The organism is Vibrio caribbeanicus ATCC BAA-2122, assembly GCF_000165125.1.
In the GTDB taxonomy this organism is placed as follows: domain Bacteria; phylum Pseudomonadota; class Gammaproteobacteria; order Enterobacterales; family Vibrionaceae; genus Vibrio; species Vibrio caribbeanicus.
Genome location: NZ_AEIU01000076.1, coordinates 26,495 through 49,979, shown reverse-complemented (window position 1 = coordinate 49,979; position 23,485 = coordinate 26,495). Strand labels below are relative to the sequence as shown.

Sequence of the window (23,485 nt, the reverse complement as noted above, 5' to 3'; positions counted from 1 at the left end):
TTGTGGTTGATCGAGTGGTATCTCTGACTATAACTTCTAAACAAGGTGAAAATACCATTGATAGAATTCTTCATATGATTGAAGAAGCAGAATCGAGAAAAGCGCCCCTTGAGCGTTTTTTAGATAAGTTTAGTCGCTGGTATACGCCTCTCATGATGATTGTTGCATTGGGTGTCATTACTGTCCCCCCACTACTTTTTGCGCAATCATGGGATACTTGGCTATATCGAGGATTAGCGTTATTGCTTATCGCCTGTCCATGTGCGCTTGTTATCTCTACTCCAGCCGCAATTACATCGGGTCTGGCTGCTGCAGCTCGACGTGGTGCATTAGTTAAGGGAGGTGCTGCACTTGAGTTACTAGGTGGAATTGAAACGATTGCCTTCGATAAAACGGGCACATTAACCATTGGCAAGCCCTTGGTGACAGATATTATTACCATTGAAGGTATGAGCAAGAAAGAACTGGTAGAAAAAGTGGCCATGATAGAGCTTGGCTCTAGCCACCCTATCGCTATATCAATAGTTAATCATGCCAAAGATATGCAATTGGACATCTCGGAGGCTGAAGATAGGCAAGCGTTAGTTGGTGTCGGGGTGAGAGGAGTCATTCGGGGTGAAAGTTATCAAGTTAGTGCACCGAGTAAAATAACACTAGCACTGCCAAAAAATATAGATAATGAGATTGAATTGCTCGAATCTGAGGGTAAAACGGTTGTAGTTGTTACACAAGGAGAAGGCAAATACATTGGTCTTATCGCATTACAAGACCAGCTAAGAGACGACGCGATCAATGCAATTAAATCGTTAAGAGCATTGGGTATTCGTCCCATAATGTTAACCGGTGATAATCCCAGAGCGGCTTCGCAAATCAGTCAAAAACTTGGATTAGATTTTGAAGCTAGTTTACTTCCCGAAGATAAAGTCAGTCACGTTGAACGACTTGCTCAAGTTAGCCGTGTTGCAATGGTTGGAGATGGTATTAATGATGCACCTGCAATGAAAGCATCAAGTATTGGCATTGCAATGGGAGGAGGAACGGATGTCGCTCTTGAGACTGCTGATGCCGCCATTACGCATAATCGACTCACTGAGTTGAGTGGCATGATTGAGCTTTCTCGAGCGACACTCAATAATATTCGTCAGAATGTATTTTTAGCTTTGGGATTAAAAGGCGTCTTTTTAGTTACTAGTCTAATGGGAATTACTGGTTTATGGGTTGCAGTATTGGCCGATAGTGGTGCAACAGCGATTGTTACGCTGAATGCATTGCGATTACTTAAATTTAAACCTATTGACAAGCACGCTTCTTCCTAAATAGTAATTCATAATTATATGTAACATAATGTTTGTTTTTGACGTTTTTTGTGACAAAGATCGCTTTGGTTTGCAAGTGCAACAAGATGCTTTTCATTTAGTGTGATCTAAGTCGGAATTTTTTTCCCCGACTTTAGTTAGAGTAACGCCGTATCAAATTCTTTAAATAGATGGTCCCCGGCAATTAAGGAGTTCGGGGGCGAATGACAAGGAGTAACTCATGTCTCAAGCTGTCTTTCACCTTGGTGTGACTAAATCTGATCTGGCTGGTGCTAGCTTAGCAATAATTCCTGGTGACCCTGCACGTGTAGCTAAAATTGCCGAGGAGATGGACAATCCGGTATTTCTTGCACAGCATAGGGAATACACTATTTATCGTGCTGAGTTAAACGGGGAGTCTGTGATTGTTTGTTCTACTGGTATCGGAGGTCCTTCTACCTCTATTGCCGTGGAAGAGCTGGCACAATTAGGAATTCGTACATTTTTGCGTGTTGGAACTACAGGTGCAATTCAACCACATGTTAATGTCGGTGATATGATTGTTTCGACTGGCTCAGTACGCCTTGACGGAGCAAGCCTCCATTTTGCACCAATGGAGTTTCCTGCTGTTGCAGATTTCGATGTTGCAACTGCAATGAAAGCGGCTGTTGAAGAGGCTGGAGCGACCGTCCATATGGGGGTAACGGCGTCGAGTGACACATTTTATCCCGGTCAAGAACGCTATGATACCTTCTCAGGCCGAGTAGTAAAACGTTTCCAAGGTTCAATGCAAGAGTGGCAAAGCATGGGAGTACTCAACTTTGAAATGGAATCGGCTACTCTTCTAACTATGTGTGCAAGCTCAGGGCTGAAAGCGGGTTGTGTTGCAGGGGTAATCATTAATCGTGCGCAACAAGAGATCCCCGATCATGAAACGTTACGAGAAACTGAAGCCCGCTCGATAAAAGTTGTGGTGGAAGCGGCTCGAAAGATGCTGTAGATTGAAGTATTCTACATACACCCAAGCGATGAAAAGACGCTTGGGTGTCTTTAAAAGTTTTTCGGCTTTGCAATGAGCGATGATTAAGTTTTTTCAAATCCTTATTGTGTCCGTAAAGCAGTTTATTCTCGCCAAGCCTCGCATCTTGAAGTGATCAAGTATGTAGCTCTATCTGAAAATAAGCTTACTTATTTTTTAGTAGAATAAATTTGATATCCCTGTTTGGCCTCTCCAATATTCTTTTTCTATTGTCTTTATAAATGATATTAAATGAATCGACAATTTTATAACCATCAATCTTGCTGAGGTTTGTATAGGCTTCTGAACCTTTCATTTTTATATTGTTTTTACTTAACATTTTATTTTTTGATGTTATTTCAAACGTGTTATCTTTGGTTTTTTCTATATCACCATTAGAGGAGAATATATGAGAACGTCCAAATTCATCTTTAATAATTATAGTGGAAAAATAGCTTCCATCATAACTTAAAAATGTGTTTATTCTCTCCTTCCATTCGTTTTTCTGAAATGGATTATAAATAATATTGCCTTCTAATTCCGTTGATTTTACATCATACCTGTAGTAAGAAAAAACAGAAAAAATTAGTAACAAAGATGAAAAAAATAGTAGATAAAAGTCCCTAATCATTTCTAGTGCTCCATTTCTTAGTGAAGTCCTTCCAATCTTTATCTGTAATAAAGTAATTTTTTGTTGAGTTTTTTTTCTGATCATAAACAGAGATTTGGTGTGTTTGATTATAGTAAGCGTAAAAATACCAGTAGTTAGGCTCTAAGATTTCTTTAAGTTCTATAGGTATTTCTGTTTCTTTTAACTTTAAAACTTCACTACCATTAAATTTTATTAATTCGAATCTTTCATCTTTGTATATTTCATTTTTATTGAAGGTAATATAAAGTAGTATAAAAGAAGATAAGATCATTATTAAAGATAACATTAAAGAGGTTTTTCTAATAATTCTACCAAAATAAAATACTACTTTATCATCATGGTTGTTTGTTACAGTGTTTCTGTAATTATCTAATAATATGATGTCAGTTTTTTCACATGATAGGTAATAACCTTTTCCTGGAATAGTCTTGATTTCTATACACTCTGTATTTCTTAATGCGTATCTTAAGTTATATATAGACTTGTGCAATGAAGACTCCGTGACAATATTACCAGGCCAGCCTTCAGACATTAGTGTGCTCTTTTCTGCTACTTTGTTATTATTTTCTACTAAGTAAATGAAGACTAAAAAGTCGCTATAACTTAGAGAGGTAGTTTCTTCTTTATGAATAATGGACATGTTTTTAGTATCAATGATCACATCATTGAACTCGTATACTCCATTATTTGTTATTGTCATTATAATACTCACTCCTGATTAATTTTATTCTCGCGTCAGCATTAGGCTATTTATATTACCATGCTTCCTTTCAATAATTATTTTTCTTTTATCTCTGTATATAACATCAAAATAATCTATAATAGTGAAATTGTTTAGATCATATAATTCATTAATAATTTCTGAGTTTAAATTAAATTCTGATTTATTGTACATTGATTTTGTTGTTGACTTTATCTTGAAGCTGTTTTCTCTCTCTCGTGATAGTATTCCAAAAAGTGAAAACACATTTATACTGTTTTCTTCTTCTTCTTTAAGAGTTAGTGTTGTATGGTAATGGCCATCTTTGCTAATAAGAATATTTATTTGTTCCTTCCACGGATGTTTCTTATACGGGTTGATCACAATGTTGCTGTTGAGTATTTCTGATTTATCAAAGGTTTCTCTTTCAAAAATAAAAGAAAAAATTAAAAATACAAATGAAATAAAAAGAAGAAAATAATATTTTATCAATTTTATCCCCTCCAACTATTAATAAAATTTTTCCAATTTTCTTTTTCTATAAAATAGTTCTGACTTTGGTTTGTTTTGGGATCAAAAGTGGATATTTCGTAAAAATATTTATTCTTATTAAAAAAGTAAAACAGATGTCTAGGGTTAGATTTAACTTTTGATAAGAACTCTTCAGGTAATGATATATTTTTATTTTTTAGGATAGTGCTATCTTTTATTTCTAAAACAGTAAAATTATTATCAATAAAATCTGATTTACTTTTTAATTTATTAACAATATTAATTATTGAAATTGAAAAAAATAATATTGAAATAATAATTATATTGTTCTTAATGGGGGATTTTTTGCATGTAATACTGTGTTTTTCTGAACCTTCTTCTCTTTTATCTCTTGTGTGGTCATCATCTATGACCAGAATATATCCTCGTCCGGAAATCGTTTTTATTTCAACATTTGATAGTGACAAAACTGCTCTTAGACTAAAAATAGCTCTGTGCAGTGAAGCATCTGTTACTACGTTGTCAGGCCACCCAACAGAGAGTAAAACGTCTTTGGAGATGATTTTGTTGCTATTCTCTGCGAGATAAGAAAGTATATGAAACTCATTGTAATTCATCCTGTAAGAATTGCCATCTACCAGAATCGACATTTGTCTTTTGTCGATACTGATATCGCCACAAAGGTGGATGATATTATCCGGGTGCATAGAGACCTTAAGGAGTAAAGTGCTTGTAATTGAAGTTTAGAAGTATAGTTGATTTTTTACAGTATCTTTAATTCGTTTTAAATAATAAATTTGAATCTAATCTGGTGCTTAAGTAGTAGTGTTAGTATACCCAAGTGACTTCAAAATGCAGTATTCAGAGCGATGCCACTGTGTTGAGTTCAAGGAAAATAACGCAGCGAAATAGTCGACTCTTACCAAGTTATTTGACGATGAAATCGGTGCTGTGGCACGCTCCCAAAGGGCGAGTTGTCTTGCTTTACATACGTCGTTACCGATTTTCAATTGAGATGACTAGATTTTCAAATCGTTGCATTGCCTGTAAAGCAAGTCATTCTCGCTGAATCTAGCATCTTGAGGTTACTTGGGTATACACCAGTTTATAGAAATAGTGACCATAAATAATCGATGTTTTATGTGGATTGATTTACAGGACCTGTAATGGATCCCATGACTACTTTTTATTCTTTACGATCGAATGGGAAAGAGCCTTACCCAAATAGAGTAAGGCTTAATTCTATTGACTATAGAATCCGCATTCCTGGTTGAGCGCCATCGTGTGGCTCTAGTATCCAAAGATCCTTACCGCCTGGGCCCGCAGCTAAGATCATGCCTTCAGACATACCAAATTTCATTTTTCTTGGCTTAAGATTCGCTACCATGACGGTAAGTTTGCCTTCAAGATCTTCAGGCTTGTACGCTGATTTAATTCCAGAAAACACCTGACGAGTTTCACCGCCGATATCCAGCTGAAACTTTAGGAGCTTATTCGCCTTTGGCACCTCTTCACAAGAAATAATACGAGCCACACGCATATCAACTTTTACGAAATCATCGAAATCAATTTCTGCTGCAATGGGGTCTTTACTTAGTTCTGTTGCGTTTTGTGCAGGCTGCGTTTGTTCTTTAACTTCGACCGAGGCGCTTTCTTTCGATGATTCAAGCATCTCATCCACTTTTTTAGGATCGATGCGATTAAAAAGCGCTTTAAACTTAGTGATCTTATGACTCTCTAGTGGGGTAGACAAGTCACTCCAAGTCAGTTCTTTATTTAAGAACGCTTCAGTGCGAGCGGCCAAAGCAGGCATCACCGGCTTGAGGTAGGTCATCAACACTTTGAATAAGTTGATGCCTACAGAGCAGATATTTTGCAGTTCTTGTTCTTTACCTTCTTCTTTCGCAACTACCCAAGGCGCTTTTTCATCTACATATTGATTGGCTTTGTCAGCCAGTGCGGTAATTTCGCGAATCGCGCGGCTAAACTCTCTAGTTTCGTAGAGTTCTGCAATGTTATCTGCTGCTGAAGCAAATTCACGATAGAGTTCTGGTTCGTTACAGGTGGCTGATAGTTGGCCATCGAAGCGTTTGGTAATAAAGCCAGCGTTCCTCGATGCGAGATTAACAATCTTATTGACTACATCAGCATTCACTCTTTGAGTAAAGTCTTCTAAATTAAGGTCGAGATCATCGATACGGCTATTAAGTTTCGCTGCGTAGTAATAACGCAGACACTCAGGATCTAAGTGCTCAAGGTAGGTGCTTGCTTTTATGAATGTCCCTTTCGATTTTGACATTTTCGCACCATTAACTGTGACGTATCCATGTACAAAAACATTATTAGGCTTGCGGAATCCCGAACCTTCTAGCATTGCAGGCCAGAAAAGACTATGGAAATAGACAATATCTTTACCGATAAAATGGTACAATTCAGCGGTACTATCTTTTCTCCAATATTCCTCAAAATCTAGATCAGAACGCTTGTTACAAAGGTTTTTAAATGAACCCATATACCCAATTGGAGCGTCTAGCCATACGTAGAAAAACTTATCTTTTTCTCCGGGGATTTCAAAACCGAAATATGGAGCATCACGTGAAATATCCCACTGTTGTAAACCTGACTCAAACCATTCTTGCATTTTGTTCGCGGTTTCAGTTTGAAGAGAGCCTGAACGCGTCCATTCTTGAAGCATGCTTTCGAACTGGGGTAGGTCAAAAAAGAAGTGCTCTGAATCTTTCATTATTGGCGTCGCGCCAGAGACAGCTGACTTAGGCTCTATAAGCTCTGTTGGGCTGTATGTTTCACCACAGTTATCACAGTTATCACCATATTGATCTTCAGACTTACATTTAGGGCAAGTACCTTTAACAAAGCGATCAGGCAAGAACATTTCTTTTTCAGGGTCGAACAGCTGTGAAATCGTTCTGCTTGAGATGAAGCCGTTCTTCTTAAGCTCTAGGTAAATATGTGAAGCAAGCTCTCTGTTTTCTTCAGAGTGGGTACTGTGATAATTGTCGAAACTAATATCAAAACCAGCGAAGTCTTTTTGATGCTCTTCACTGACTGCGGCGATCATTTCTTCTGGGGTAAGCCCCATTTGCTGCGCTTTAAGCATAATTGGCGTGCCATGCGCGTCGTCAGCACAGATAAAGTTTACTGTATTACCACGAAGTCGCTGGTAGCGAACCCAAATGTCAGCTTGAATATGCTCTAACATGTGACCGAGGTGGATGGAACCATTGGCATAAGGGAGAGCACAGGTAACCAAAAGTTTCCTAGGGTTTGGGTTGCTTGAATCGTTTGCCATACTTAATAATCGCTTTGTTAATAATTGGTAGTTATAGGGGCTAAGTTTACCCTATCCGCACTCCTACTCCAAGCTATGACTTAGTCGATCCCCGTAGTTTTTTTGTGGTTCAGAAAGGTGGCATCATTCGAGTATAATGGCGTAAAAATGGTTGTGGGGTAGCTATGCAAAAACTAAATGTACGGCAAGATTTTTGTGACTGGTTCTGTCAGTTTGAACATCCATGTTTGATTACAGATTGGGCAAAACTTGAACGCTGGGTTACTTTGGACGGGGGGGGAGTTAAAATTACCATTCCTTATGCAAACCATGAGCTGAAAGATGCCTTGATGTGTTGGATAGAGTCGCAGTTTGAACACAAACACGTAGAGCCCTTCCAGTATCAGATTTCGACTCGAATCAAAGCATTGGAAACTCATTTGAGTCGCAGTGTCCAAGGTGTAAAGAACATCATTGCCGTGACTTCAGCGAAAGGAGGGGTTGGTAAATCAACAACAGCAGTTAATCTTGCTCTGGCCTTCTCAGCATCTGGTGCGCGGGTAGGATTGTTAGACGCGGATATTTATGGTCCATCGGTTCCTTTAATGCTCGGCACCACAGACGAGAAGCCAGAAGTTCGTGATAATAAATGGATGCAACCGATTCATACTAAGGGAATATACACTCAATCAATCGGTTATTTAGTTTCTCAAGATGAAGCCGCGATTTGGCGTGGTCCAATGGCTTCAAAAGCGCTGGCACAATTGCTTAATGAAACGGAATGGCCTGACTTAGATTACCTTTTTGTAGATATGCCTCCTGGGACAGGAGATATACAACTAAGCTTGGCGCAGCAGGTTCCTGTTACCGGTGCTGTTATTGTGACAACACCACAGGATTTGGCATTGGCTGATGCTCGAAAGGGAGCGGCTATGTTTGAAAAAGTAGAGGTGCCTGTAATTGGTGTGATTGAAAATATGAGTTATCACATTTGCAGTCATTGTGGAGAGAAGGAAAATATTTTTGGTATAGGGGGGGCAGTACAGATGAGTCAAGAACTGAGTTTGGATCTGTTGGCTCAACTTCCTTTACATATCCAGATTCGAGAGGATATCGATAAAGGTCTACCAAGCGTTGTCGGACGCCCTAACTCTGAGCATGCTAGAGAGTATTTTGCACTCGCACAGAAAGTGGGCGCTAAACTCTATTGGTGCAGTAAAGAAAAACCAGAAGCTATCTCGTTTACTATGCTTGATTAATCGGTGTAAAGCTTAGGTTGAAGAGTTCAGATTACGCAATCGGTTGGTTGGCATCTGACAAGAGATGATTTATAAAAATCTGTTCAATTCTCTCTAGCCACTGAGCCGTTTACTCCTTATAATCGGGCAGTTTGTCTGAAAGGGCACTAATGCAAGCGGCGTATTTAAACGAGCGCTTATAGTATTAGCATGTGACACCAATTAAAATCATCGGGTGCAAGAATAATGTCTGATAATAATCAATGCGTCATCGTCGGTATTGCTGGCGCGTCTGCTTCTGGGAAAAGCCTCATCGCTAGTACCATTTACAATGAACTTCGTGAAAAGGTCGGCGACCATCAAATTGGTGTGATTACCGAAGATTGCTATTATAACGATCAAAGCCATTTGAGCATGGAAGAGCGCGTAAAGACGAATTACGATCATCCAAACGCATTTGATCATGATTTACTATGTCAACACTTAGAGCAATTAATGCAAGGGTATTCGGTCGAGGTTCCAGAGTACAGCTACTCAGAGCACACTCGTACAGCGAATACCACACAGGTAACACCTAAAAAAGTGATTATACTGGAGGGTATACTACTCCTGACAGATCCCCGCCTTCGTCAACTTATGCATGCTACTGTATTTATGGATACGCCATTAGATATCTGTTTACTGAGAAGGGTTAAGCGAGATGTTGAAGAGCGTGGTCGTGAAATGGACTCTGTTTTAAAACAGTATCAAGATACGGTTCGTCCTATGTTCATGCAATTTATTGAACCGTCAAAACAGTATGCAGATATTATTGTGCCTCGTGGCGGGAAAAACCGTATCGCGATTGACGTATTGAAAGCGCACATTGCAAGACTTTTGAAAGCTTAACGTAGAAATTCAATTCTTCTCTTTATTTTTTTTTATGAAAGTGGCACTTTTAGTGTCACTTTTTTATGGGCGCTATAGCGTCCATAGTATTTTAATCACTATCTGAAATCAGTTAAAAGCTCGAAAATCAGTTAAGAAAGGACCATTTGGATGAAGAAACTGCTTTTGGTACTTGGTATTGTCATTTTGACCATATCGATAGCGTTATTGGCGTTAGTCACCTTGGTTGACCCAAATCAATTTAAGCCATTGCTCGTCGAGCAGGTAAAGAAAAATACAGGTCTTGATCTCGTTGTCGATGGGGACATTCAATGGCAATTCTTTCCTTCACTTGGTTTTTCTTTAGGTAAAACTGAACTTCGCAATCCAGATGAATTTGAGAATCAGAATTTATTCAAAGTCGATACAATCGGCATCGATGTTTCCGTGATACCACTGCTTCAAAAAAAACTTGAGATAGGGAATGTAAATCTTAGCGGTGCGGAATTACATATAGAAACCCTTAAAGACGGTAAGAGAAATATCGATGTATTAAGTCAAAAATCATCAGTAACCGAGCAGCAAACAGTATCAAGTAGCGCGCAGAGTACAGCGCCTCAATCAGACAATGTAAGTTCATCTAAAGATGGTTCAGGTACAGGGTTAAGTACTGACGATTGGTCGATTAATTTAGCTGGTATAACGGTTTCAGATACTTCTGTTGAGATCCAAGACAGAAAAGCGGGCACTTATACAAAACTTTATGATGTTAGCTTCCAACTTTCTGAATTTGCGTTTGACCAATGGACAAAAATCGATTTTGCGATGAAAGGTCAGAATAATCAGCAAAAGTTTGCCACTCAAGGACGTGCAGAATTTAAGCTTCAGCAAGATTTAGTTTCTTATACTTTGCGTGATATTGAGTTAGATGCCTCTCTCAGTGACCCTCAGACCAAGATTGAACGAGCGGTGATTGGACTGGATACTTTTGCTTTCGGTAAAGCAAACTCGTTGACTTATGAGGTCGTTGGTCAGGCTTCTGGTTTAGACTTAGATTTGAAAGGTTCATCGACTTTAACGATAGATCCAGAAATGACTAAGCTATTGATGGGCCCGTTAAAGCTTAAAGCAACATTACAAGGAGCATCCCTGCCACAGTCTCCCATGAATATCGATATGGACTCAACTTTGTCTTTTGATATTACTCAAAAACACTTGAGTTTTGTTTTGAAAAAACTGGCCGCAAATGACTTGTTATTCGATGGGAAGACGGACGCTACTTTATCTGATATACCTAAAATCCGTTTTTCTTTACATAGTCCGAATATAGATTTAGATGAGTTTCTCGGTCTATCTCGTTCTGTTAATGAGCCCTCGCATGATGAAGTTGCTAGCGAAACTCCAACGGCACCTAAAAGTTCTCAATCAAAACCTGAGCAATCACAACCTGAGCAATCCGATGAAAAAGAGCCTGATTTATCTGCTTTGAAAACTCTGGATGTTGAAGGGAAGATTGCAATAGATGCATTTAAAGCCAGTAATGCACGCATGCAAAATGTTGATGCAAATTTCTCTATCAAAGAGGGTATCGTTAAGTTAAGTTCATTTTCTTCAAACCTTTATCAGGGGTCAATTAAAGCAAATGCTCGTTTAGATGCACGTCAATCACCAGCATCTTATGTGGTAAAGAAGCAGCTTAAAGGTGTTAAGGTTCAGCCTCTTTTACGTGATGTGTTGGAGAACGATAAGCTAGAAGGTACCGGTAATATCAATGTTGATATCAGTGGAAAGAGCCTGACAGTGAATGGAATAAAGAAAAATCTTGCTGGAACAGTATCGATTCTATTTGAAGATGGTGCGGTAAATGGAATCAATGTTGCTCAATTGATTCGTGAAAATTACGCTAAGTTCAAAGGTAAAGAAGTTGAGAAACAGAATGAGCCATTGAAGACAGATTTTAGTGCGTTGCAAGCGACATTGAAGCTGAATAAAGGAACTGTGTCGACCAATGATCTATCGATCCAATCACCACTTCTGCGTATTCATGGTGAGGGGAAGGCCAATTATTTACAACAGGATGTTGATTTCTTGCTAAGAACCTCCATTGTTGGCTCTCTTTCCGGACAAGGTGGAAAAGATATTGATGAACTTAGGGATATTACAATTCCGATTAATATTTCAGGAAAGTGGGCTGATCCTAAGTTTAAATTGGTGTTTGATGAAGTGCTCAAACAAAAAGCGCAAAAAGAAATTGATCGTGGTTTGAAAAAACTTGATGAAAAGCTGGGAGATAAAATAAAAGATGAAAAAACCAAGGATGCAGTCAACAAGTTGCTAAAAGGTTTATTCAACTAGCACTGTAAAAGCGCGCGATAAGCGCGCTTTATATATCTCTTGTTATCCAAGCGAGATTTGAGTATTTACATATACCCAAGTAACCTCAAGATGCTAGGTTCAGCGAGAGTGGTTTGCTTTACAGGTAAGGCAACGATTTGAAAATCTAGTCATCTAAATTGAAAATCGGTAACGACGCATGTAAAGCAAGGCAACTCGCCCTTCGGGAGCGTGCCACAGCGCTGATTTCATCGTCAAACAACTTGGTAAGAGACGGCTATTCCACGGCGTTATTTTCCTTGAACTCAACACTGTGGCATCGCTCTGGATCCTGCATTTTGAAGTCACTTGGGTATATTTTTATTCAAAGTGTTAGCTTCCGTCATTCGATAACTTATTATGCTGCTAAAGGATGGCGAAACAATATGTTTATTCTAGGTCGTTTTCTATTTCTCTCTGTATTCATTGCTATTTCAATATCTGTTCAGGCTCGTTCTATCATTTCAGGGCAATTAGCTAAAGCAGATGAATTTCCATTTATTGCTGCTCTTTACTCGAAGGGTTCAACGCCATAAGATGGTTTCTATTGTGGAGCGTCTTTGATTCAACCTGACTTGTTAGTCACCGCCGCACATTGTGTTGAGGGAGTGCAAGTGAACGAGTTATCTATCGTCGTGGGCGTGCATGATATTGGTTTGGCTGAATCTGCATACGCTCCTCAATCAGCAGAAAAAATCTTTACTCACGCAGGCTATGATTCCTTCTCTCTGGTCAATGATATAGCCCTTATTCGTTTGACCGAACCTGCGAAGTCCAATCCAATCGATATCATTGATGATACACGTTTCCAATGGCTCACCACAGATACGGAAATGACAGTCGCTGGTTGGGGTAATATGACACTAGAAGAGGGCAGTGGAAGTAACTATCCTCGACGGCTTCAAAAAGCGATCGTCGATTTTATTGATCAACAAACTTGTCAGAACCTAAAAGTACCATCACCATACTCACAACTTGACGAATTTGCCTTGTGCGCAGCTCGTGACGGTATTGAACTCGGGAGTGGGGATAGTGGTGGTCCCCTTATTTATAAGTACAATGAAAGGTATTACTTAGCAGGCATAGTCAGTTGGAGTTTGGGCTATGCTTCGGCATCAGAACCAGGTATTTATATGAGTGTTCATCATTATCTTGAATGGATTACTAAGGCTATTGAGGACGGCTCTATCTAACAAATGGTCAAACAAGCGTCTTGCTAGCTTGCTATGCTCAAGACGTTTGTTTCAAAATAAATTGCTTTCTTATCTTCTTTTACCAATCCACACCTTTGAGTGCTTTTACGCCAGAATCGAAAGCATGCTTGATGTTTTTGACTTCAGAGACTGTATCCGCGATATCGATAAGGCTGCGGTGTGCGCCCCGACCCGTAACCACGACAGACTGCATTTTAGGGCGGTTTGTGATTGCTTCGATGACTTCCTCCAGTTCAATATATCCGTAACTGACCATATAGGTTAATTCATCCAAAAGAACGACCTGAATAGACTCGTCTTGTAACATACGTCGACACTCTACCCAAACCTGCTGTGCAGCCTTAGTATCACTCTCTTTACATTGGGTATCCCAAGTAAAGCCAGTGGCCATTACCTGAAATTCGACGCCCAATTTTTCAAGCAAATTGCGTTCACCATTGTCCCACGTTCCTTTGATAAACTGAGCGACAGAGCATTTCAATCCGTGGCCTACCGCCCTTGCAACCGTTCCAAACCCAGACGTCGATTTCCCTTTTCCATTGCCAGTGATAATGAGAAATAGTCCTTTTTCCTCTTGAGCTTCGGCGACCCTTGCATCTACTTTATCTTTTACTTTTTGCTGACGAGCCTTGTGACGAGCTTCTTTATCTACTTCTTGAATCATAGTAATACCTTTTAGATAGACTAGCTGGCACGTATGATAGCTTATTGGAATAGATGCAAAAACCTTTAGTTTACTACGGTGAGGATATGTATATGACGGTGGAAGTAGTGAAAAGCATTTTGGTGGTATGTCTGGGAAATATTTGCCGTTCTCCAACTGGTGAAGCTGTATTGCGAAAAAAAGCTCGGCAGTTGGCGTTACCGATAACAGTGGATTCTGCAGGTACGATAGGATTCCATCAAGGTAAAAGACCAGACTCCAGGTCTCGCTTGGCTGCAGAGCAGCGAGGGTATAGTTTTGATGGCATTGCCTCTAGGCAAATTATTCAAAAAGACTTTGAGGAGTTTGACCTAATTTTGGCTGCAGACAACAATAACATGGAAGACTTGATGGCATTTTGTCCTAAACAGTATCAACATAAGATTAAGCTTTTTCTCAGTTATTCTGACTCCTCTCACTCCGAAATACCCGATCCTTATTATGGTGGTGAGCAGGGATTTGAATTGGTACTTGATTTAATAGAAAGCGCAGCAGATGGGGTATTGGCCTCTGTACAAAGATGACGCCAAGGTGCTTGTACTAAGAATTTGCAAATTTTAGCCTTGAAGTTCACGCAGCGACCACCCGACCACTGAAATAGTCGTTAGTAATGATATATTCTGTGTTTCTAATGAGGTCATCACGTATATCGGACCAACGAACATCCTCGTGCTCTACAGAGGGGATGACGCCTCCGACGCGAATGTTGAAAGGAGTGAGTTGCTTCGCCCAGCTTTGTGTAAACCCTGCAACCATAGATGCTGCATTGGCAAACCCCGATAAGTCTTGATATTCAGGGGTTGCGATTACATTGACGATTACTCCGTTTTTCTGTTCTTCTCTCATTCTCTCAGCGGTTGCTTGTCCAAAGCTAAACATCGTTGCTGCCATAGTTGATAGTGTTTGAGTGAAGATATCACTGCCATGACGGTCGAAGATATTGGGCATAGCTTGAGGAGTTAATGCATTGATCAAAACGTCAGGGGTTCTATGTAGATGAGAATCAATAAACTCAAAGAGGCCGTGGATTGAATCAAGTGAGTTATCACTGATTGTGAATTTATAAACATTATCAGAAATATTGAGGCATTGTGCGTATATGCATGAAAAATCTTCACCTTCTTGATCACATATAACGAGTGTAGCGCCTAAAGAAGCAAAGTGATGAGCGAGCGTTCCCCCAACCTGCGATCCTGCAGAGGTAATTAAAACTACGGCATTTTTTATTTCCATATATGCCCCCGTCATCGGCTTAGTGGTTAAAATGTGTCCACAAAGGATGGTAGATTAACTGTGTTTTAGTTGTGAATAAGGTCAAATTATCCTGTTTATAACTTGACCGTAGTTTGAATGTTTGGAGTCATTCACATTTACGAGTAAAGGGTTTGCATGTGCAACAGATAAACTAGAAAAAAATGTGATCTTGAAGGTTTTTAAACTTGGGTTTGTATTTGATGAGATCTTCTTGCTTCAATTAATTGGCTGTAAAGATCTGTGGGTAGTGATGCCTTAGGTTCTTTACTCGCAAGACTACGACGTTGATGACCAGATAGATTATGGTAGACGTCTTCTGGTAAGTCGCAGGTATCCTCCGGAAGGTATATCAAGGCGTCAGGTTGAATACAGTGGCAGAGTTTCGCACTTGGTAAACCACCTCGATGGAAAAAGTCAGATTGCTTTGTGGCAATTTCATAGCTTTTTTGGTTTGAGCGCAGAGGTTGTGGTGATTGGAGATCAAAGCGCCTCCTTAATCCTTCTTCCGTCTCATTTAGATCATCAAATCTTTCGATAGGGGAATTTTCACAAGCGTTGTCTGAAAACATGGAGAGGATAAGGGAAAAGTCGGCACGTCGACCTTCATGTACAGCAGTATTGATATCTGTACCATAAACGAGTTCATTAATGATGCCGGCTTTATCTAGAGTATTGATGTGCATGTGTTTCCTCTTATGTCGCTTTCTTAGCGGCAGCCTGAGAGAAAACTTGAGTCATGATAGGGATTTGTGGACAAATATTTCTGGATATTTTCTTGATCGAGTGGAGCCTTCATGGCTGGGGATCAAAAATATCAAGGTTTAGTCATTGGAGCTCGCGTAGTCGATGGTATCCTCTAAACGATCGTCACCCCAAAAAATTTCGTTTTCTACTGTGAATGACGGTACACCAAAGATTCCCATCCTCTTTGCTGCTTCTGTGTTGGCGCGATAAACAGTTAAAGCGGTTTCTTTGTCAGCTTTATTGAGAATCTGCTCCACATCGAGGTTCAATTTTTTTAAAGTAAGATGGAGACTTTCAGGTGAGCCCGCTTCAATACCCTCCAAAAACCAGAGTCGGTAGATGGTTTCAAAATATTCGAGATAGCGACCTTGTTGATTGACAACAACACCAACTAGATTTGCTTGATCGAAATAGTTGAGAGGATAAGTGACGGGTACATTGGGAATTGGCAAATGATAACGCCCAGCACGGCGCTGAATATCTCGCCACATATAATCGACTTTGGGTTGCTTTGATGAAGGAAATGGAATGTTGTCCATTTCTTGCATGATTCTTCTTATACTTATCGGCTTAATGGTTAAATCTAAATTCTCTTTTGTGACGAGCTCGCGGATACGCATAGCTGTAAGGTAGCTATAGGTACTACCAATAGAAAGCCAGGCTGTTATAGGTTGGCTCATATGACCTTCCCTATCGATCAAAGATGCTCTTAATAGGAAGAGTATATGTCATGATAAAGACCGAGTGAAGATCCCATAAAAAAGCCTGAACATTGCTGCTCAGGCTTAAAAATTTGGTGTAGTCACCGCTATATGATGCAGTAATTACTTGGCTAAATTTTCTGCGACAAATTCCCAGTTTACAAGAGACCAAAAGCCGTTCATGTAATCAGGGCGTACGTTGCGATAATCGATGTAATAAGCATGTTCCCAAAGGTCAACAGTCAATAGCGGTGTTGTGCCTTCTTCTGTCAGCGGTGTTGCAGCGTTAGAGGTATTAATGATTTCTAAGCTACCATCTGCTTTCTTAACTAACCAAGTCCATGATGAGCCAAAGTTGTTAATTGCTGAGTCGGTAAACTTGGCTTTAAATTCTTCAAACGAGCCAAATGCGCTGTTGATAGCATCTGCTACAGCACCCGTCGGTTGGCCTCCAGCGTTTGGAGCTAGACAGTGCCAGTAGAAGGTGTGGTTCCAGATTTGAGCTGCATTATTAAAGATGCCACCTGTCGAGGTTTTGATGATATCTTCTAATGATTTGTTTTCAAATTCAGTTCCTGGGATCAGACCATTCAACTTAACAACGTAGGTATTGTGGTGTTTGCCATGGTGGAAATCTAATGTTTCCGCTGTGATGTGTGGTTCTAGCGCGTTTTTCGCGTAAGGAAGAGCTGGTAGTTCAAATGCCATTGCTCGATTCTCCGTTTTTTGAGAGGAATGTACCTCTCCATTGCTTCCAGTGTTATTTATTATTTACGGTGCGGTTAAAACCTGACCAGTGTCATTTCTATGACTTGAGCTACATTCTAGCAACTTCTGGCAGTATTAAAAGCGCAGGTTGCTAATTTGTTTAAAGAAAGGCGCCTTCCAATAAGGAACCTTATAGCACTATTGATACGAAAATTATGACCTCATGGATTAAGGGCTTTTTATTCTCTGTTAATGCTTTAAAATAGTGTCAATACTTGCAGCAACTCCAGTAGAGGAAGCAATGGAAACTATTGACAAAATTAAACAACAAATCACGGAAAACCCGATCCTTCTTTACATGAAAGGATCGCCTAAGCTCCCAAGCTGCGGTTTTTCTTCACAAGCTTCCCAAGCTCTGATGGCTTGCGGTGAAAAGTTTGCGTACGTAGATATTCTACAAAATCCAGACATTCGTGCTGAATTGCCTATTTATGCACAGTGGCCTACTTTCCCACAGCTATGGGTAGAAGGTGAGTTGGTCGGTGGTTGTGACATTATCATTGAGATGTTCCAAAAAGGTGAGCTTCAAACTTTGATTAAAGAAGCTGCGGCTCGCATTGAAGACGAAGGCGACGCTTAAACACTGTTTAAATTTACAGTTTTTCTTGATCTTTAAGGGCTACATTCGATAATGTAGCCCTTATTCTTTTTCTCCCTGTATCACTATGCCTAGATTATTTATCGCAGAAAAGCCCAGCCTAGGAAGAGCAATCGCAGCCGCTCTTCCTGGCCCTAAAAAAAATGAACAAGGCTTTATTCGCTGTGGTAATGGGGACATAGTGACTTGGTGTATTGGTCATTTGCTGGAACAGGTTGAGCCTGATGCTTATGATGAGCGGTACAAAAAATGGAACTTAAATGATCTGCCAATTGTGCCGGAAAAGTGGCAACTTAAGCCACGAAAATCGGCAAGTAAGCAGTTGTCTGTAGTTAAAAAATTATTGCGTGAATCAGGGCAAATTATCCACGCTGGTGATCCTGACCGAGAAGGGCAACTTCTTGTTGATGAGGTCATTGATTACTGCAAGGTTAAAAAAAACCTCAAAGATACGGCGCAAAGATTGCTTATTAGTGATTTGAATTTACCTGCCGTTAAACGCTCTTTACAGCAGATGCGCAGTAATAAAGAGTTTATGCCACTCTCGATTTCAGCTTTAGCTCGTTCCAGAGCTGATTGGCTATACGGAATGAACATGTCTCGCGCTTACACTCTTCTTGGTCAAAAAGCAGGCTATCAAGGGGTGTTGTCTGTTGGCCGGGTTCAAACGCCAGTACTAGGTTTAGTGGTTCGTCGAGATGAAGAAATTGAGAATTTTGTTCCTCATGATTATTTTACTCTTGATGCGTTGATTCCCTATCAATATGATGGCGGTCAGTTTGATATCAGAGCTCGTTGGAAACCCAGTGAAGCTTGTAAACCTTGGCAGGATGAAGAAGGGCGGGTCATTAATCGAAGTTTGGTAGAAAATGTCGCGCAACGCATCATGGGTCAACCTGCCAAGGTTGTAGAGTCTGAGCAGAAAAAAACTAAGCAATCGCCACCTTTACCTTATTCTTTGTCTGCGTTACAAATTGATGCTGCAAAACGTTTTTCAATGAATGCTCAACGAGTCCTTGATATTTGCCAGCAACTGTATGAAAAGCATAAGCTCATTACTTACCCGCGTTCAGACTGTCGCTATTTACCTACCGAGCATTTTTCTCAGGCTCCCAGTATTGTTGACGCAATAAGCACTACTAGTAAAGAACTGAGCGGTGCCACAAAAGGTGTAGATTTAAATCTGAAATCAAAAGCTTGGAACGATAAAAAAGTTGAAGCCCACCATGCTATTATCCCAACGCCCAAGTCATTGTCGTCGTCGGCTCTATCATCAGATGAACTTAACATATACCAGCAAATAGCAAGGCAATATCTGATGCAATTTTATCCGTCAGCCATTTATGCAGAAGCAAAATTGGTGTTTGATATTGGTGGTGGTGTCTTTGTTGCGAAAGGGAGACAGATGTTGTCTGCGGGTTGGAAATCTTTATTAGGCAACAAGATCGATGAGGAAGATTCTGGTGTTGAAAAAGTACCACCTCTTGATGTCAACACAGTATTGACGTGTCGTGAAGGGGAAATCAAAGCGCGAAAAACAGAACCTCCTAAGCCGTTCACAGAAGCCAGTTTGTTACAGGCAATGACGGGAATTGCGCGTTTTGTTGAGGATAAAGAACTCAAAAAAATTCTTCGAGAAACGGATGGACTGGGCACTGAAGCAACCAGAGCAGGTATATTAGACACCTTGTTTCGACGGCAGTTACTATCAAGAAGTGGCAAAGTGATTAACAGTACTCCTGCAGGAAGGGGGCTTATCCATGCGCTGCCAAGGGAATCAACATTACCTGATATGACCGCAAACTGGGAATATCAACTTCAGGGAATGGCTGAGCGTAGCCAAGCGTACCAGCCTTTTATGCGAGCATTAGAAGAAAACATTGATAAATTGATGACTCAAGTGTGTACTTCTGAGCCACCTGAGTCTCTGCGCGCTTTGCCCAAAACGGAAAGAAAATTCACTAAAAAGCGCAAGAGAGGAGGGAAGTTTCCCGGTAGAGCAAAAAATAACTAGCCTACTGTCTTGCCGCAACGTTGAAAGAGACGTTGCCAATAACTGACATGCTCTTGAATAGAAGACCTAAATTTCTCGTGAATTTCAACTAATGGGTATTTAAAATTACTCATTTCAGGTTTAGGCTGAATGAGGATCAAGTTGGCAGAAAGCTGCTGATAGTAACTGTCAAGAGTTGCCATGTAAGGCTGAACCTTACCAAGGTATTGCTGTTCAAAGACATTGTTGAGATAGCGAAATTTAGTATTATTAATGTTTTGACCACACAGAATTTTATCATCGTTGTCTAGTAGCTGTTTAGTGACGATGTCCAGGTGTTGATAAGCATGAAATAACGAATAGCTTAGATTACCTATGATGTGCTGTTTTTCTATCACCTCCTGTGCCGAGGTAATATCAATGTTAGAACCTTCAAATGCTTGATTTAATATCGATATTGCATGGTTAACCTGAGTCACTTGTTCAGCTAATCCTTGTTCTAACCAATGCCTTCCTTTGAGTTGTTCTTGCATTGCGTGGCTTGTATAGGTCAAATTCCATTGATGTTGATAGAGCTCTGGTCGCTTTTGTTTTTCTGCGATGATGAGTTTTTTTTTCAGTGTATCGTCAATGTTGCCTTCCTCAATACAACGACTGATGCCATACAAAACATCTCGCTGATAATTGTAGTTACGAAATTCGTCAGCCACCTTGCCCAACGCGGAGTTTTTTTCAGCAATTAGATTAAAGAGCCCACACTTTCTAAGCTGGTAACTTTCTAAAAGCCCTATCGATATAGGATCGATAGGGATATAAAGTTCTCTTTTTCTGGGTAAATCTTCGTATTTAGGCAAGTCAGACTTTAGCGGAGTCGCCTCCTGTACAGAGGCTATTTTAGATAAGTAATCGCTAAAATATTGGCTCGGTTTGTTGTCAGTACACCCAGCCAACAAAGCACAAAGTGGTACCCATAAGGAGCAAAGTATTCGACTGACTGACATAATAGGTATCCTTTGTGCTGTGTTTGACAGAGAATCGGGTCTGCCTTACCAAGGCAATGGGGTTCCATCGTAATTTAAGAACTTTCCTGTGCTTGATATATCTGCTCGCTCGATAACATCCATAAGTCCTTGAGCTGAAGTTGTGGTATCGAGTAGCGCATTGGGTCCGCCCATATCGGTTTGAACCCACCCCGGGTGTAATGCGAGTACCGTAATACCATCCTGAGCAAGGTCGTGGCTTAGACTTTTAACCACTGAATTGAGTGCGGCTTTTGAGGACCGATAGATGTAAGCAGCTCCAGATGTATTGTCTTCCATACTTGCCATTTTTGACGATATACACACGACCTTTTTATACGAGCTATGACGCATGTTAGTGTACAGAGCTTCGATAAATTTAAGAGGAGCTATGGTGTTAACTTCAAACACTTTACGCCACTCCTCTACTTGAGTATCACCAAATCCTGTTCCTTTTGGGCCATAATAACCTGCATTATTTATCAATAAATCTATGGTTGGTAGGCTTGCGGTAAATTGAGGTAGTTTGTCATAGTGTGTAACGTCGAGTTGATGACAATGTAGGTTGTCTCGTTTCAGCTCAAATAATTGCTTTGCACCTTGCTCTTCTCGATATGTGGCATGCACTTGCCAGCCGTTTTCAAGATACAATTGGGTGAGCTTGAGGCCGATACCGCGATTGGCACCTGTAATTAATACTGTTTTCATTATTGATGACCTATTGAATTGACGTTGATTGGTTGACGATAAACTAACAAAGTCGAGGTAAGTTTGCATCACTACCGCTAATTCATGTGAGTGTAATCAACTGATTTAAATCGTATTCGCTTTACATTCATTGTCACCGATTTTCAATTTAGATGACTAGATTTTCAAATCGTTGTCTTGCCTGTCAAGCAAGCCATTCTCGCTGAACCTGTAACTTGGGTTTATGGTATTTCACTTATAAAGTGCAATCATAGCTGATATTATACCTAAGTGGTTCTACAACGTTGATACCGACTCTTAACTTAGAATATGAGGCCCTCGAATCGTTGCCTTTATCTTTAAGGCAAGCCAATCTCGTTGAGTTCAGTATTTTGAGGTTACTTGAATATATTTCTCATGGGTTAAAAATACGATGATTCCGCTGATTTACCATCCTATTTATTCACAACTTCCGTTACCAGAGGGGCACCGTTACCCGATCAATAAATATCGTTTATTATTCGACGCGATTGAGGAAAGGTGTAATGAACAACCTAGTTGGAGGCAGAATTTTCATTTTGTTGAGCCCACTCCTTTGACTCTGAATGATGTTGAAAAAGTTCATAACGAAGCATTTGTAAACCAGCTTGCAAGCGGAACGTTACCTGGAGCCAAAATGCGTCGGATTGGCTTTCCGTGGAGTGAGCAATTAATAAAAAGAACATTGACATCGGCAGGAGGGACCTGTGAGACAGTCAAGCAGGCCCTCTCGCACGGTGTTGCTGTGCATTTGAGTGGTGGGTATCACCACGCACACTATGATTTTGGTAGTGGGTTCTGTTTATTCAATGATCTCGTTTTAGCCGCAAGATCAGCATTACAACTTGAAGGCATCGGTAAAGTGTTGATCGTTGACAGTGATGTTCATCATGGCGATGGTACAGCCAGCTTGTGTAATGGTGATGAGAGGATTGTGACTTTATCGTTTCACTGCGATAAAAACTTCCCGGCTCGAAAGCCAGAATCTGATTTGGATGTTCCGTTTTGCAGAGATACGGGAGATGATGAATTCTTAAACTCTTTTACATCCATTGTTGAAATGGCGGTTCACATGCATCAACCCGACTGCATTTTATATGATGCTGGTGTTGATATTCATACTGATGATGAGCTTGGTTACTTGGATGTTTCTACAGGGGCGATCTACAAAAGAGATGTTTTTATGTTTAATCTCGCTAAAAGATATCATCTTCCCATTGCTTGTGTCGTTGGCGGAGGATATCGAAGTAACCATAGTGACTTAGTGCCAATTCATTTACAATTAGTCAGAGCATCGCTAACCGTATTTGGAAACTGAACAGAGAGCCTCAATGCAACATCGTATTCGTTCTGCTGGTATTTTATTAAAAAATGACTGTATCTTGTTAATCAAGGTAAGAGACTTTAGTGGTGAGTATTGGATTCCACCCGGAGGAGGCTTGGAAAGGGAAGATGTTAGTACTAAAGGTTGCCTTGTTAGAGAGTTTAAAGAAGAAACGGATTTGGACGTAGAGGTTGGTGATCTGATTTGTGTCCGAGAATTCCTAGAAACTAACAAACAGCGTTACAATGTCGAGTTGTTTTATTTAATAACAGCCTTTGAGGGGGAACCAAGCACTGACTCTCTCGCAGGACTTAATGATGAGAATTATATTCAAAGTGTCGAATGGATACCTGTGTCTACTCTGCACTCATTGCGGACGTATCCGAGTCAACTTGAAAAAACCGTGTTAAGAAGAATTGAAGATGGGCGCTTCTCTACTCATTTAGGCGGCTATGTGCAAGGAGAAAATGAGGACGTCAATATTCTATGATGAACATTTTATCAACTTTCCAAATGC

General features: G+C 40.2%; 24 protein-coding genes and 1 pseudogene. 12 read left to right on the top strand and 13 right to left on the bottom strand.

The features are described 5' to 3' along the window. The coding region (locus RH40_RS12255) for a heavy metal translocating P-type ATPase (protein WP_039954672.1) at positions 1 to 1,316 on the top strand (1,316 nt) is incomplete at its 5' end. A 220-nt stretch (positions 1,317 to 1,536) separates the two neighbouring features. Next, positions 1,537 to 2,295: a uridine phosphorylase gene (udp, locus tag RH40_RS12250; RefSeq protein ID WP_009601838.1), complete on the top strand. Its 759-nt coding sequence runs from the start codon at positions 1,537 to 1,539 to the stop codon at positions 2,293 to 2,295. A gap of 184 nt (positions 2,296 to 2,479) precedes the next feature. Here the strand turns inward: udp and RH40_RS12245 are convergent, their stop codons facing one another. From RH40_RS12245 to metG, 6 genes are all read right to left on the bottom strand, one after another. Further along, the gene (locus RH40_RS12245; protein ID WP_009601837.1) at positions 2,480 to 2,944 is read right to left on the bottom strand and encodes a hypothetical protein; all 465 of its coding nucleotides are present in this window, start codon (positions 2,942 to 2,944) and stop codon (positions 2,480 to 2,482) included. Further along, on the bottom strand, positions 2,937 to 3,665 hold the full coding sequence (locus RH40_RS20095; protein ID WP_009601836.1) for a winged helix-turn-helix domain-containing protein: 729 nt from the start codon (positions 3,663 to 3,665) through the stop codon (positions 2,937 to 2,939). Before RH40_RS20095 ends, RH40_RS12245 begins: the two co-directional genes overlap by 8 nt. A gap of 24 nt (positions 3,666 to 3,689) precedes the next feature. Then, a complete protein-coding gene (locus RH40_RS12235) occupies positions 3,690 to 4,157 on the bottom strand; it encodes a hypothetical protein (RefSeq protein WP_039954670.1) in 468 nt (155 codons plus the stop codon). Positions 4,158 to 4,159: 2 nt separating this feature from the next. Continuing rightward, positions 4,160 to 4,864, bottom strand: coding sequence for a winged helix-turn-helix domain-containing protein (locus RH40_RS12230; protein WP_009601834.1), 705 nt, complete (start codon positions 4,862 to 4,864; stop codon positions 4,160 to 4,162). Positions 4,865 to 4,972: 108 nt separating this feature from the next. After that, the gene (locus RH40_RS20385) at positions 4,973 to 5,167 is read right to left on the bottom strand and encodes a hypothetical protein (RefSeq protein ID WP_081455009.1); all 195 of its coding nucleotides are present in this window, start codon (positions 5,165 to 5,167) and stop codon (positions 4,973 to 4,975) included. 239 nt (positions 5,168 to 5,406) lie between these two features. Beyond that, positions 5,407 to 7,467, bottom strand: coding sequence for a methionine--tRNA ligase (gene metG / locus RH40_RS12225; RefSeq protein WP_009601833.1), 2,061 nt, complete (start codon positions 7,465 to 7,467; stop codon positions 5,407 to 5,409). A 164-nt stretch (positions 7,468 to 7,631) separates the two neighbouring features. On the opposite strand from metG, the gene apbC reads away from it, so the two are divergent. From apbC to RH40_RS12205, 5 genes and pseudogenes are all read left to right on the top strand, one after another. Then, positions 7,632 to 8,705, top strand: a complete 1,074-nt coding sequence (gene apbC, locus RH40_RS12220) for an iron-sulfur cluster carrier protein ApbC (protein WP_009601832.1) — start codon at positions 7,632 to 7,634, stop codon at positions 8,703 to 8,705. Between the two features lie 225 nt (positions 8,706 to 8,930). Further along, the gene (gene udk, locus RH40_RS12215) at positions 8,931 to 9,572 is read left to right on the top strand and encodes a uridine kinase (protein ID WP_009601831.1); all 642 of its coding nucleotides are present in this window, start codon (positions 8,931 to 8,933) and stop codon (positions 9,570 to 9,572) included. Positions 9,573 to 9,722: 150 nt separating this feature from the next. Further along, entirely contained in the window at positions 9,723 to 11,906 is a 2,184-nt protein-coding gene (locus tag RH40_RS12210; protein WP_009601830.1) for an AsmA family protein, read from the top strand. A gap of 158 nt (positions 11,907 to 12,064) precedes the next feature. After that, positions 12,065 to 12,460: a hypothetical protein gene (locus RH40_RS20380; RefSeq protein WP_081455008.1), complete on the top strand. Its 396-nt coding sequence runs from the start codon at positions 12,065 to 12,067 to the stop codon at positions 12,458 to 12,460. Positions 12,461 to 12,481: 21 nt separating this feature from the next. After that, positions 12,482 to 13,117: pseudogene (locus tag RH40_RS12205) on the top strand (serine protease); the annotation flags it as partial. Positions 13,118 to 13,196: 79 nt separating this feature from the next. Here the strand turns inward: RH40_RS12205 and cobO are convergent. Continuing rightward, on the bottom strand, positions 13,197 to 13,802 hold the full coding sequence (gene cobO, locus RH40_RS12200) for a cob(I)yrinic acid a,c-diamide adenosyltransferase (protein WP_009601827.1): 606 nt from the start codon (positions 13,800 to 13,802) through the stop codon (positions 13,197 to 13,199). A 107-nt stretch (positions 13,803 to 13,909) separates the two neighbouring features. On the opposite strand from cobO, the gene RH40_RS12195 reads away from it, so the two are divergent. Next, positions 13,910 to 14,365 (top strand): low molecular weight protein-tyrosine-phosphatase, encoded by a 456-nt coding sequence (locus tag RH40_RS12195; RefSeq protein ID WP_009601826.1) that lies wholly within the window; start codon positions 13,910 to 13,912, stop codon positions 14,363 to 14,365. A 46-nt stretch (positions 14,366 to 14,411) separates the two neighbouring features. On the opposite strand, the gene RH40_RS12190 is transcribed toward RH40_RS12195, so the two are convergent. The 4 genes from RH40_RS12190 to sodB form a co-directional block, all read right to left on the bottom strand. Continuing rightward, positions 14,412 to 15,074: an SDR family oxidoreductase gene (locus RH40_RS12190; protein WP_009601825.1), complete on the bottom strand. Its 663-nt coding sequence runs from the start codon at positions 15,072 to 15,074 to the stop codon at positions 14,412 to 14,414. Positions 15,075 to 15,274: 200 nt separating this feature from the next. Next, positions 15,275 to 15,778, bottom strand: coding sequence for a VC2046/SO_2500 family protein (locus RH40_RS12185; RefSeq protein ID WP_009601824.1), 504 nt, complete (start codon positions 15,776 to 15,778; stop codon positions 15,275 to 15,277). A gap of 138 nt (positions 15,779 to 15,916) precedes the next feature. Next, positions 15,917 to 16,519, bottom strand: a complete 603-nt coding sequence (locus RH40_RS12180; RefSeq protein WP_009601823.1) for a 2-hydroxychromene-2-carboxylate isomerase — start codon at positions 16,517 to 16,519, stop codon at positions 15,917 to 15,919. 144 nt (positions 16,520 to 16,663) lie between these two features. Next, entirely contained in the window at positions 16,664 to 17,248 is a 585-nt protein-coding gene (gene sodB, locus RH40_RS12175; protein WP_009601822.1) for a superoxide dismutase [Fe], read from the bottom strand. A gap of 301 nt (positions 17,249 to 17,549) precedes the next feature. Between sodB and RH40_RS12170 the strand changes: the two genes are divergently transcribed. Beyond that, positions 17,550 to 17,888, top strand: coding sequence for a Grx4 family monothiol glutaredoxin (locus tag RH40_RS12170; protein ID WP_009601821.1), 339 nt, complete (start codon positions 17,550 to 17,552; stop codon positions 17,886 to 17,888). 85 nt (positions 17,889 to 17,973) lie between these two features. After that, positions 17,974 to 19,920, top strand: a complete 1,947-nt coding sequence (locus RH40_RS12165; protein ID WP_009601820.1) for a DNA topoisomerase III — start codon at positions 17,974 to 17,976, stop codon at positions 19,918 to 19,920. Here RH40_RS12165 and RH40_RS12160 read toward each other — a convergent pair. Both RH40_RS12160 and RH40_RS12155 read right to left on the bottom strand, forming a co-directional pair. Next, positions 19,917 to 20,900: a DUF3080 family protein gene (locus RH40_RS12160; protein ID WP_009601819.1), complete on the bottom strand. Its 984-nt coding sequence runs from the start codon at positions 20,898 to 20,900 to the stop codon at positions 19,917 to 19,919. The two genes, RH40_RS12165 and RH40_RS12160, sit on opposite strands and share 4 nt — an antisense overlap. Before the next feature lie 45 nt (positions 20,901 to 20,945). Continuing rightward, positions 20,946 to 21,626, bottom strand: a complete 681-nt coding sequence (locus RH40_RS12155) for an SDR family oxidoreductase (RefSeq protein WP_009601818.1) — start codon at positions 21,624 to 21,626, stop codon at positions 20,946 to 20,948. A 412-nt stretch (positions 21,627 to 22,038) separates the two neighbouring features. Between RH40_RS12155 and RH40_RS12150 the strand changes: the two genes are divergently transcribed. Then, positions 22,039 to 22,962 (top strand): histone deacetylase family protein, encoded by a 924-nt coding sequence (locus RH40_RS12150; protein WP_009601817.1) that lies wholly within the window; start codon positions 22,039 to 22,041, stop codon positions 22,960 to 22,962. 13 nt (positions 22,963 to 22,975) lie between these two features. Continuing rightward, a complete protein-coding gene (locus tag RH40_RS12145; protein WP_009601816.1) occupies positions 22,976 to 23,458 on the top strand; it encodes an NUDIX domain-containing protein in 483 nt (160 codons plus the stop codon). Positions 23,459 to 23,485 lie beyond the last annotated feature (27 nt).

What these genes read in the sequence shown, in the direction of transcription:
- sodB (WP_009601822.1), bottom strand. Translation starts at nt 17,248, where the DNA reads ATGGCATTTGAACTACCAGCTCTTCCTTACGCGAAAAACGCGCTAGAA.
- RH40_RS20095 (WP_009601836.1), bottom strand. Translation starts at nt 3,665, where the DNA reads ATGACAATAACAAATAATGGAGTATACGAGTTCAATGATGTGATCATT.
- udp (WP_009601838.1), top strand. Translation starts at nt 1,537, where the DNA reads ATGTCTCAAGCTGTCTTTCACCTTGGTGTGACTAAATCTGATCTGGCT.
- RH40_RS12180 (WP_009601823.1), bottom strand. Translation starts at nt 16,519, where the DNA reads ATGAGCCAACCTATAACAGCCTGGCTTTCTATTGGTAGTACCTATAGC.
- RH40_RS12245 (WP_009601837.1), bottom strand. Translation starts at nt 2,944, where the DNA reads ATGATTAGGGACTTTTATCTACTATTTTTTTCATCTTTGTTACTAATT.
- RH40_RS12190 (WP_009601825.1), bottom strand. Translation starts at nt 15,074, where the DNA reads ATGGAAATAAAAAATGCCGTAGTTTTAATTACCTCTGCAGGATCGCAG.
- udk (WP_009601831.1), top strand. Translation starts at nt 8,931, where the DNA reads ATGTCTGATAATAATCAATGCGTCATCGTCGGTATTGCTGGCGCGTCT.
- RH40_RS12145 (WP_009601816.1), top strand. Translation starts at nt 22,976, where the DNA reads ATGCAACATCGTATTCGTTCTGCTGGTATTTTATTAAAAAATGACTGT.
- RH40_RS12210 (WP_009601830.1), top strand. Translation starts at nt 9,723, where the DNA reads ATGAAGAAACTGCTTTTGGTACTTGGTATTGTCATTTTGACCATATCG.
- RH40_RS12155 (WP_009601818.1), bottom strand. Translation starts at nt 21,626, where the DNA reads ATGAAAACAGTATTAATTACAGGTGCCAATCGCGGTATCGGCCTCAAG.
- RH40_RS12165 (WP_009601820.1), top strand. Translation starts at nt 17,974, where the DNA reads ATGCCTAGATTATTTATCGCAGAAAAGCCCAGCCTAGGAAGAGCAATC.
- RH40_RS12150 (WP_009601817.1), top strand. Translation starts at nt 22,039, where the DNA reads ATGATTCCGCTGATTTACCATCCTATTTATTCACAACTTCCGTTACCA.
- RH40_RS12160 (WP_009601819.1), bottom strand. Translation starts at nt 20,900, where the DNA reads ATGTCAGTCAGTCGAATACTTTGCTCCTTATGGGTACCACTTTGTGCT.
- apbC (WP_009601832.1), top strand. Translation starts at nt 7,632, where the DNA reads ATGCAAAAACTAAATGTACGGCAAGATTTTTGTGACTGGTTCTGTCAG.
- RH40_RS12185 (WP_009601824.1), bottom strand. Translation starts at nt 15,778, where the DNA reads ATGCACATCAATACTCTAGATAAAGCCGGCATCATTAATGAACTCGTT.
- metG (WP_009601833.1), bottom strand. Translation starts at nt 7,467, where the DNA reads ATGGCAAACGATTCAAGCAACCCAAACCCTAGGAAACTTTTGGTTACC.
- RH40_RS12230 (WP_009601834.1), bottom strand. Translation starts at nt 4,864, where the DNA reads ATGCACCCGGATAATATCATCCACCTTTGTGGCGATATCAGTATCGAC.
- cobO (WP_009601827.1), bottom strand. Translation starts at nt 13,802, where the DNA reads ATGATTCAAGAAGTAGATAAAGAAGCTCGTCACAAGGCTCGTCAGCAA.
- RH40_RS12170 (WP_009601821.1), top strand. Translation starts at nt 17,550, where the DNA reads ATGGAAACTATTGACAAAATTAAACAACAAATCACGGAAAACCCGATC.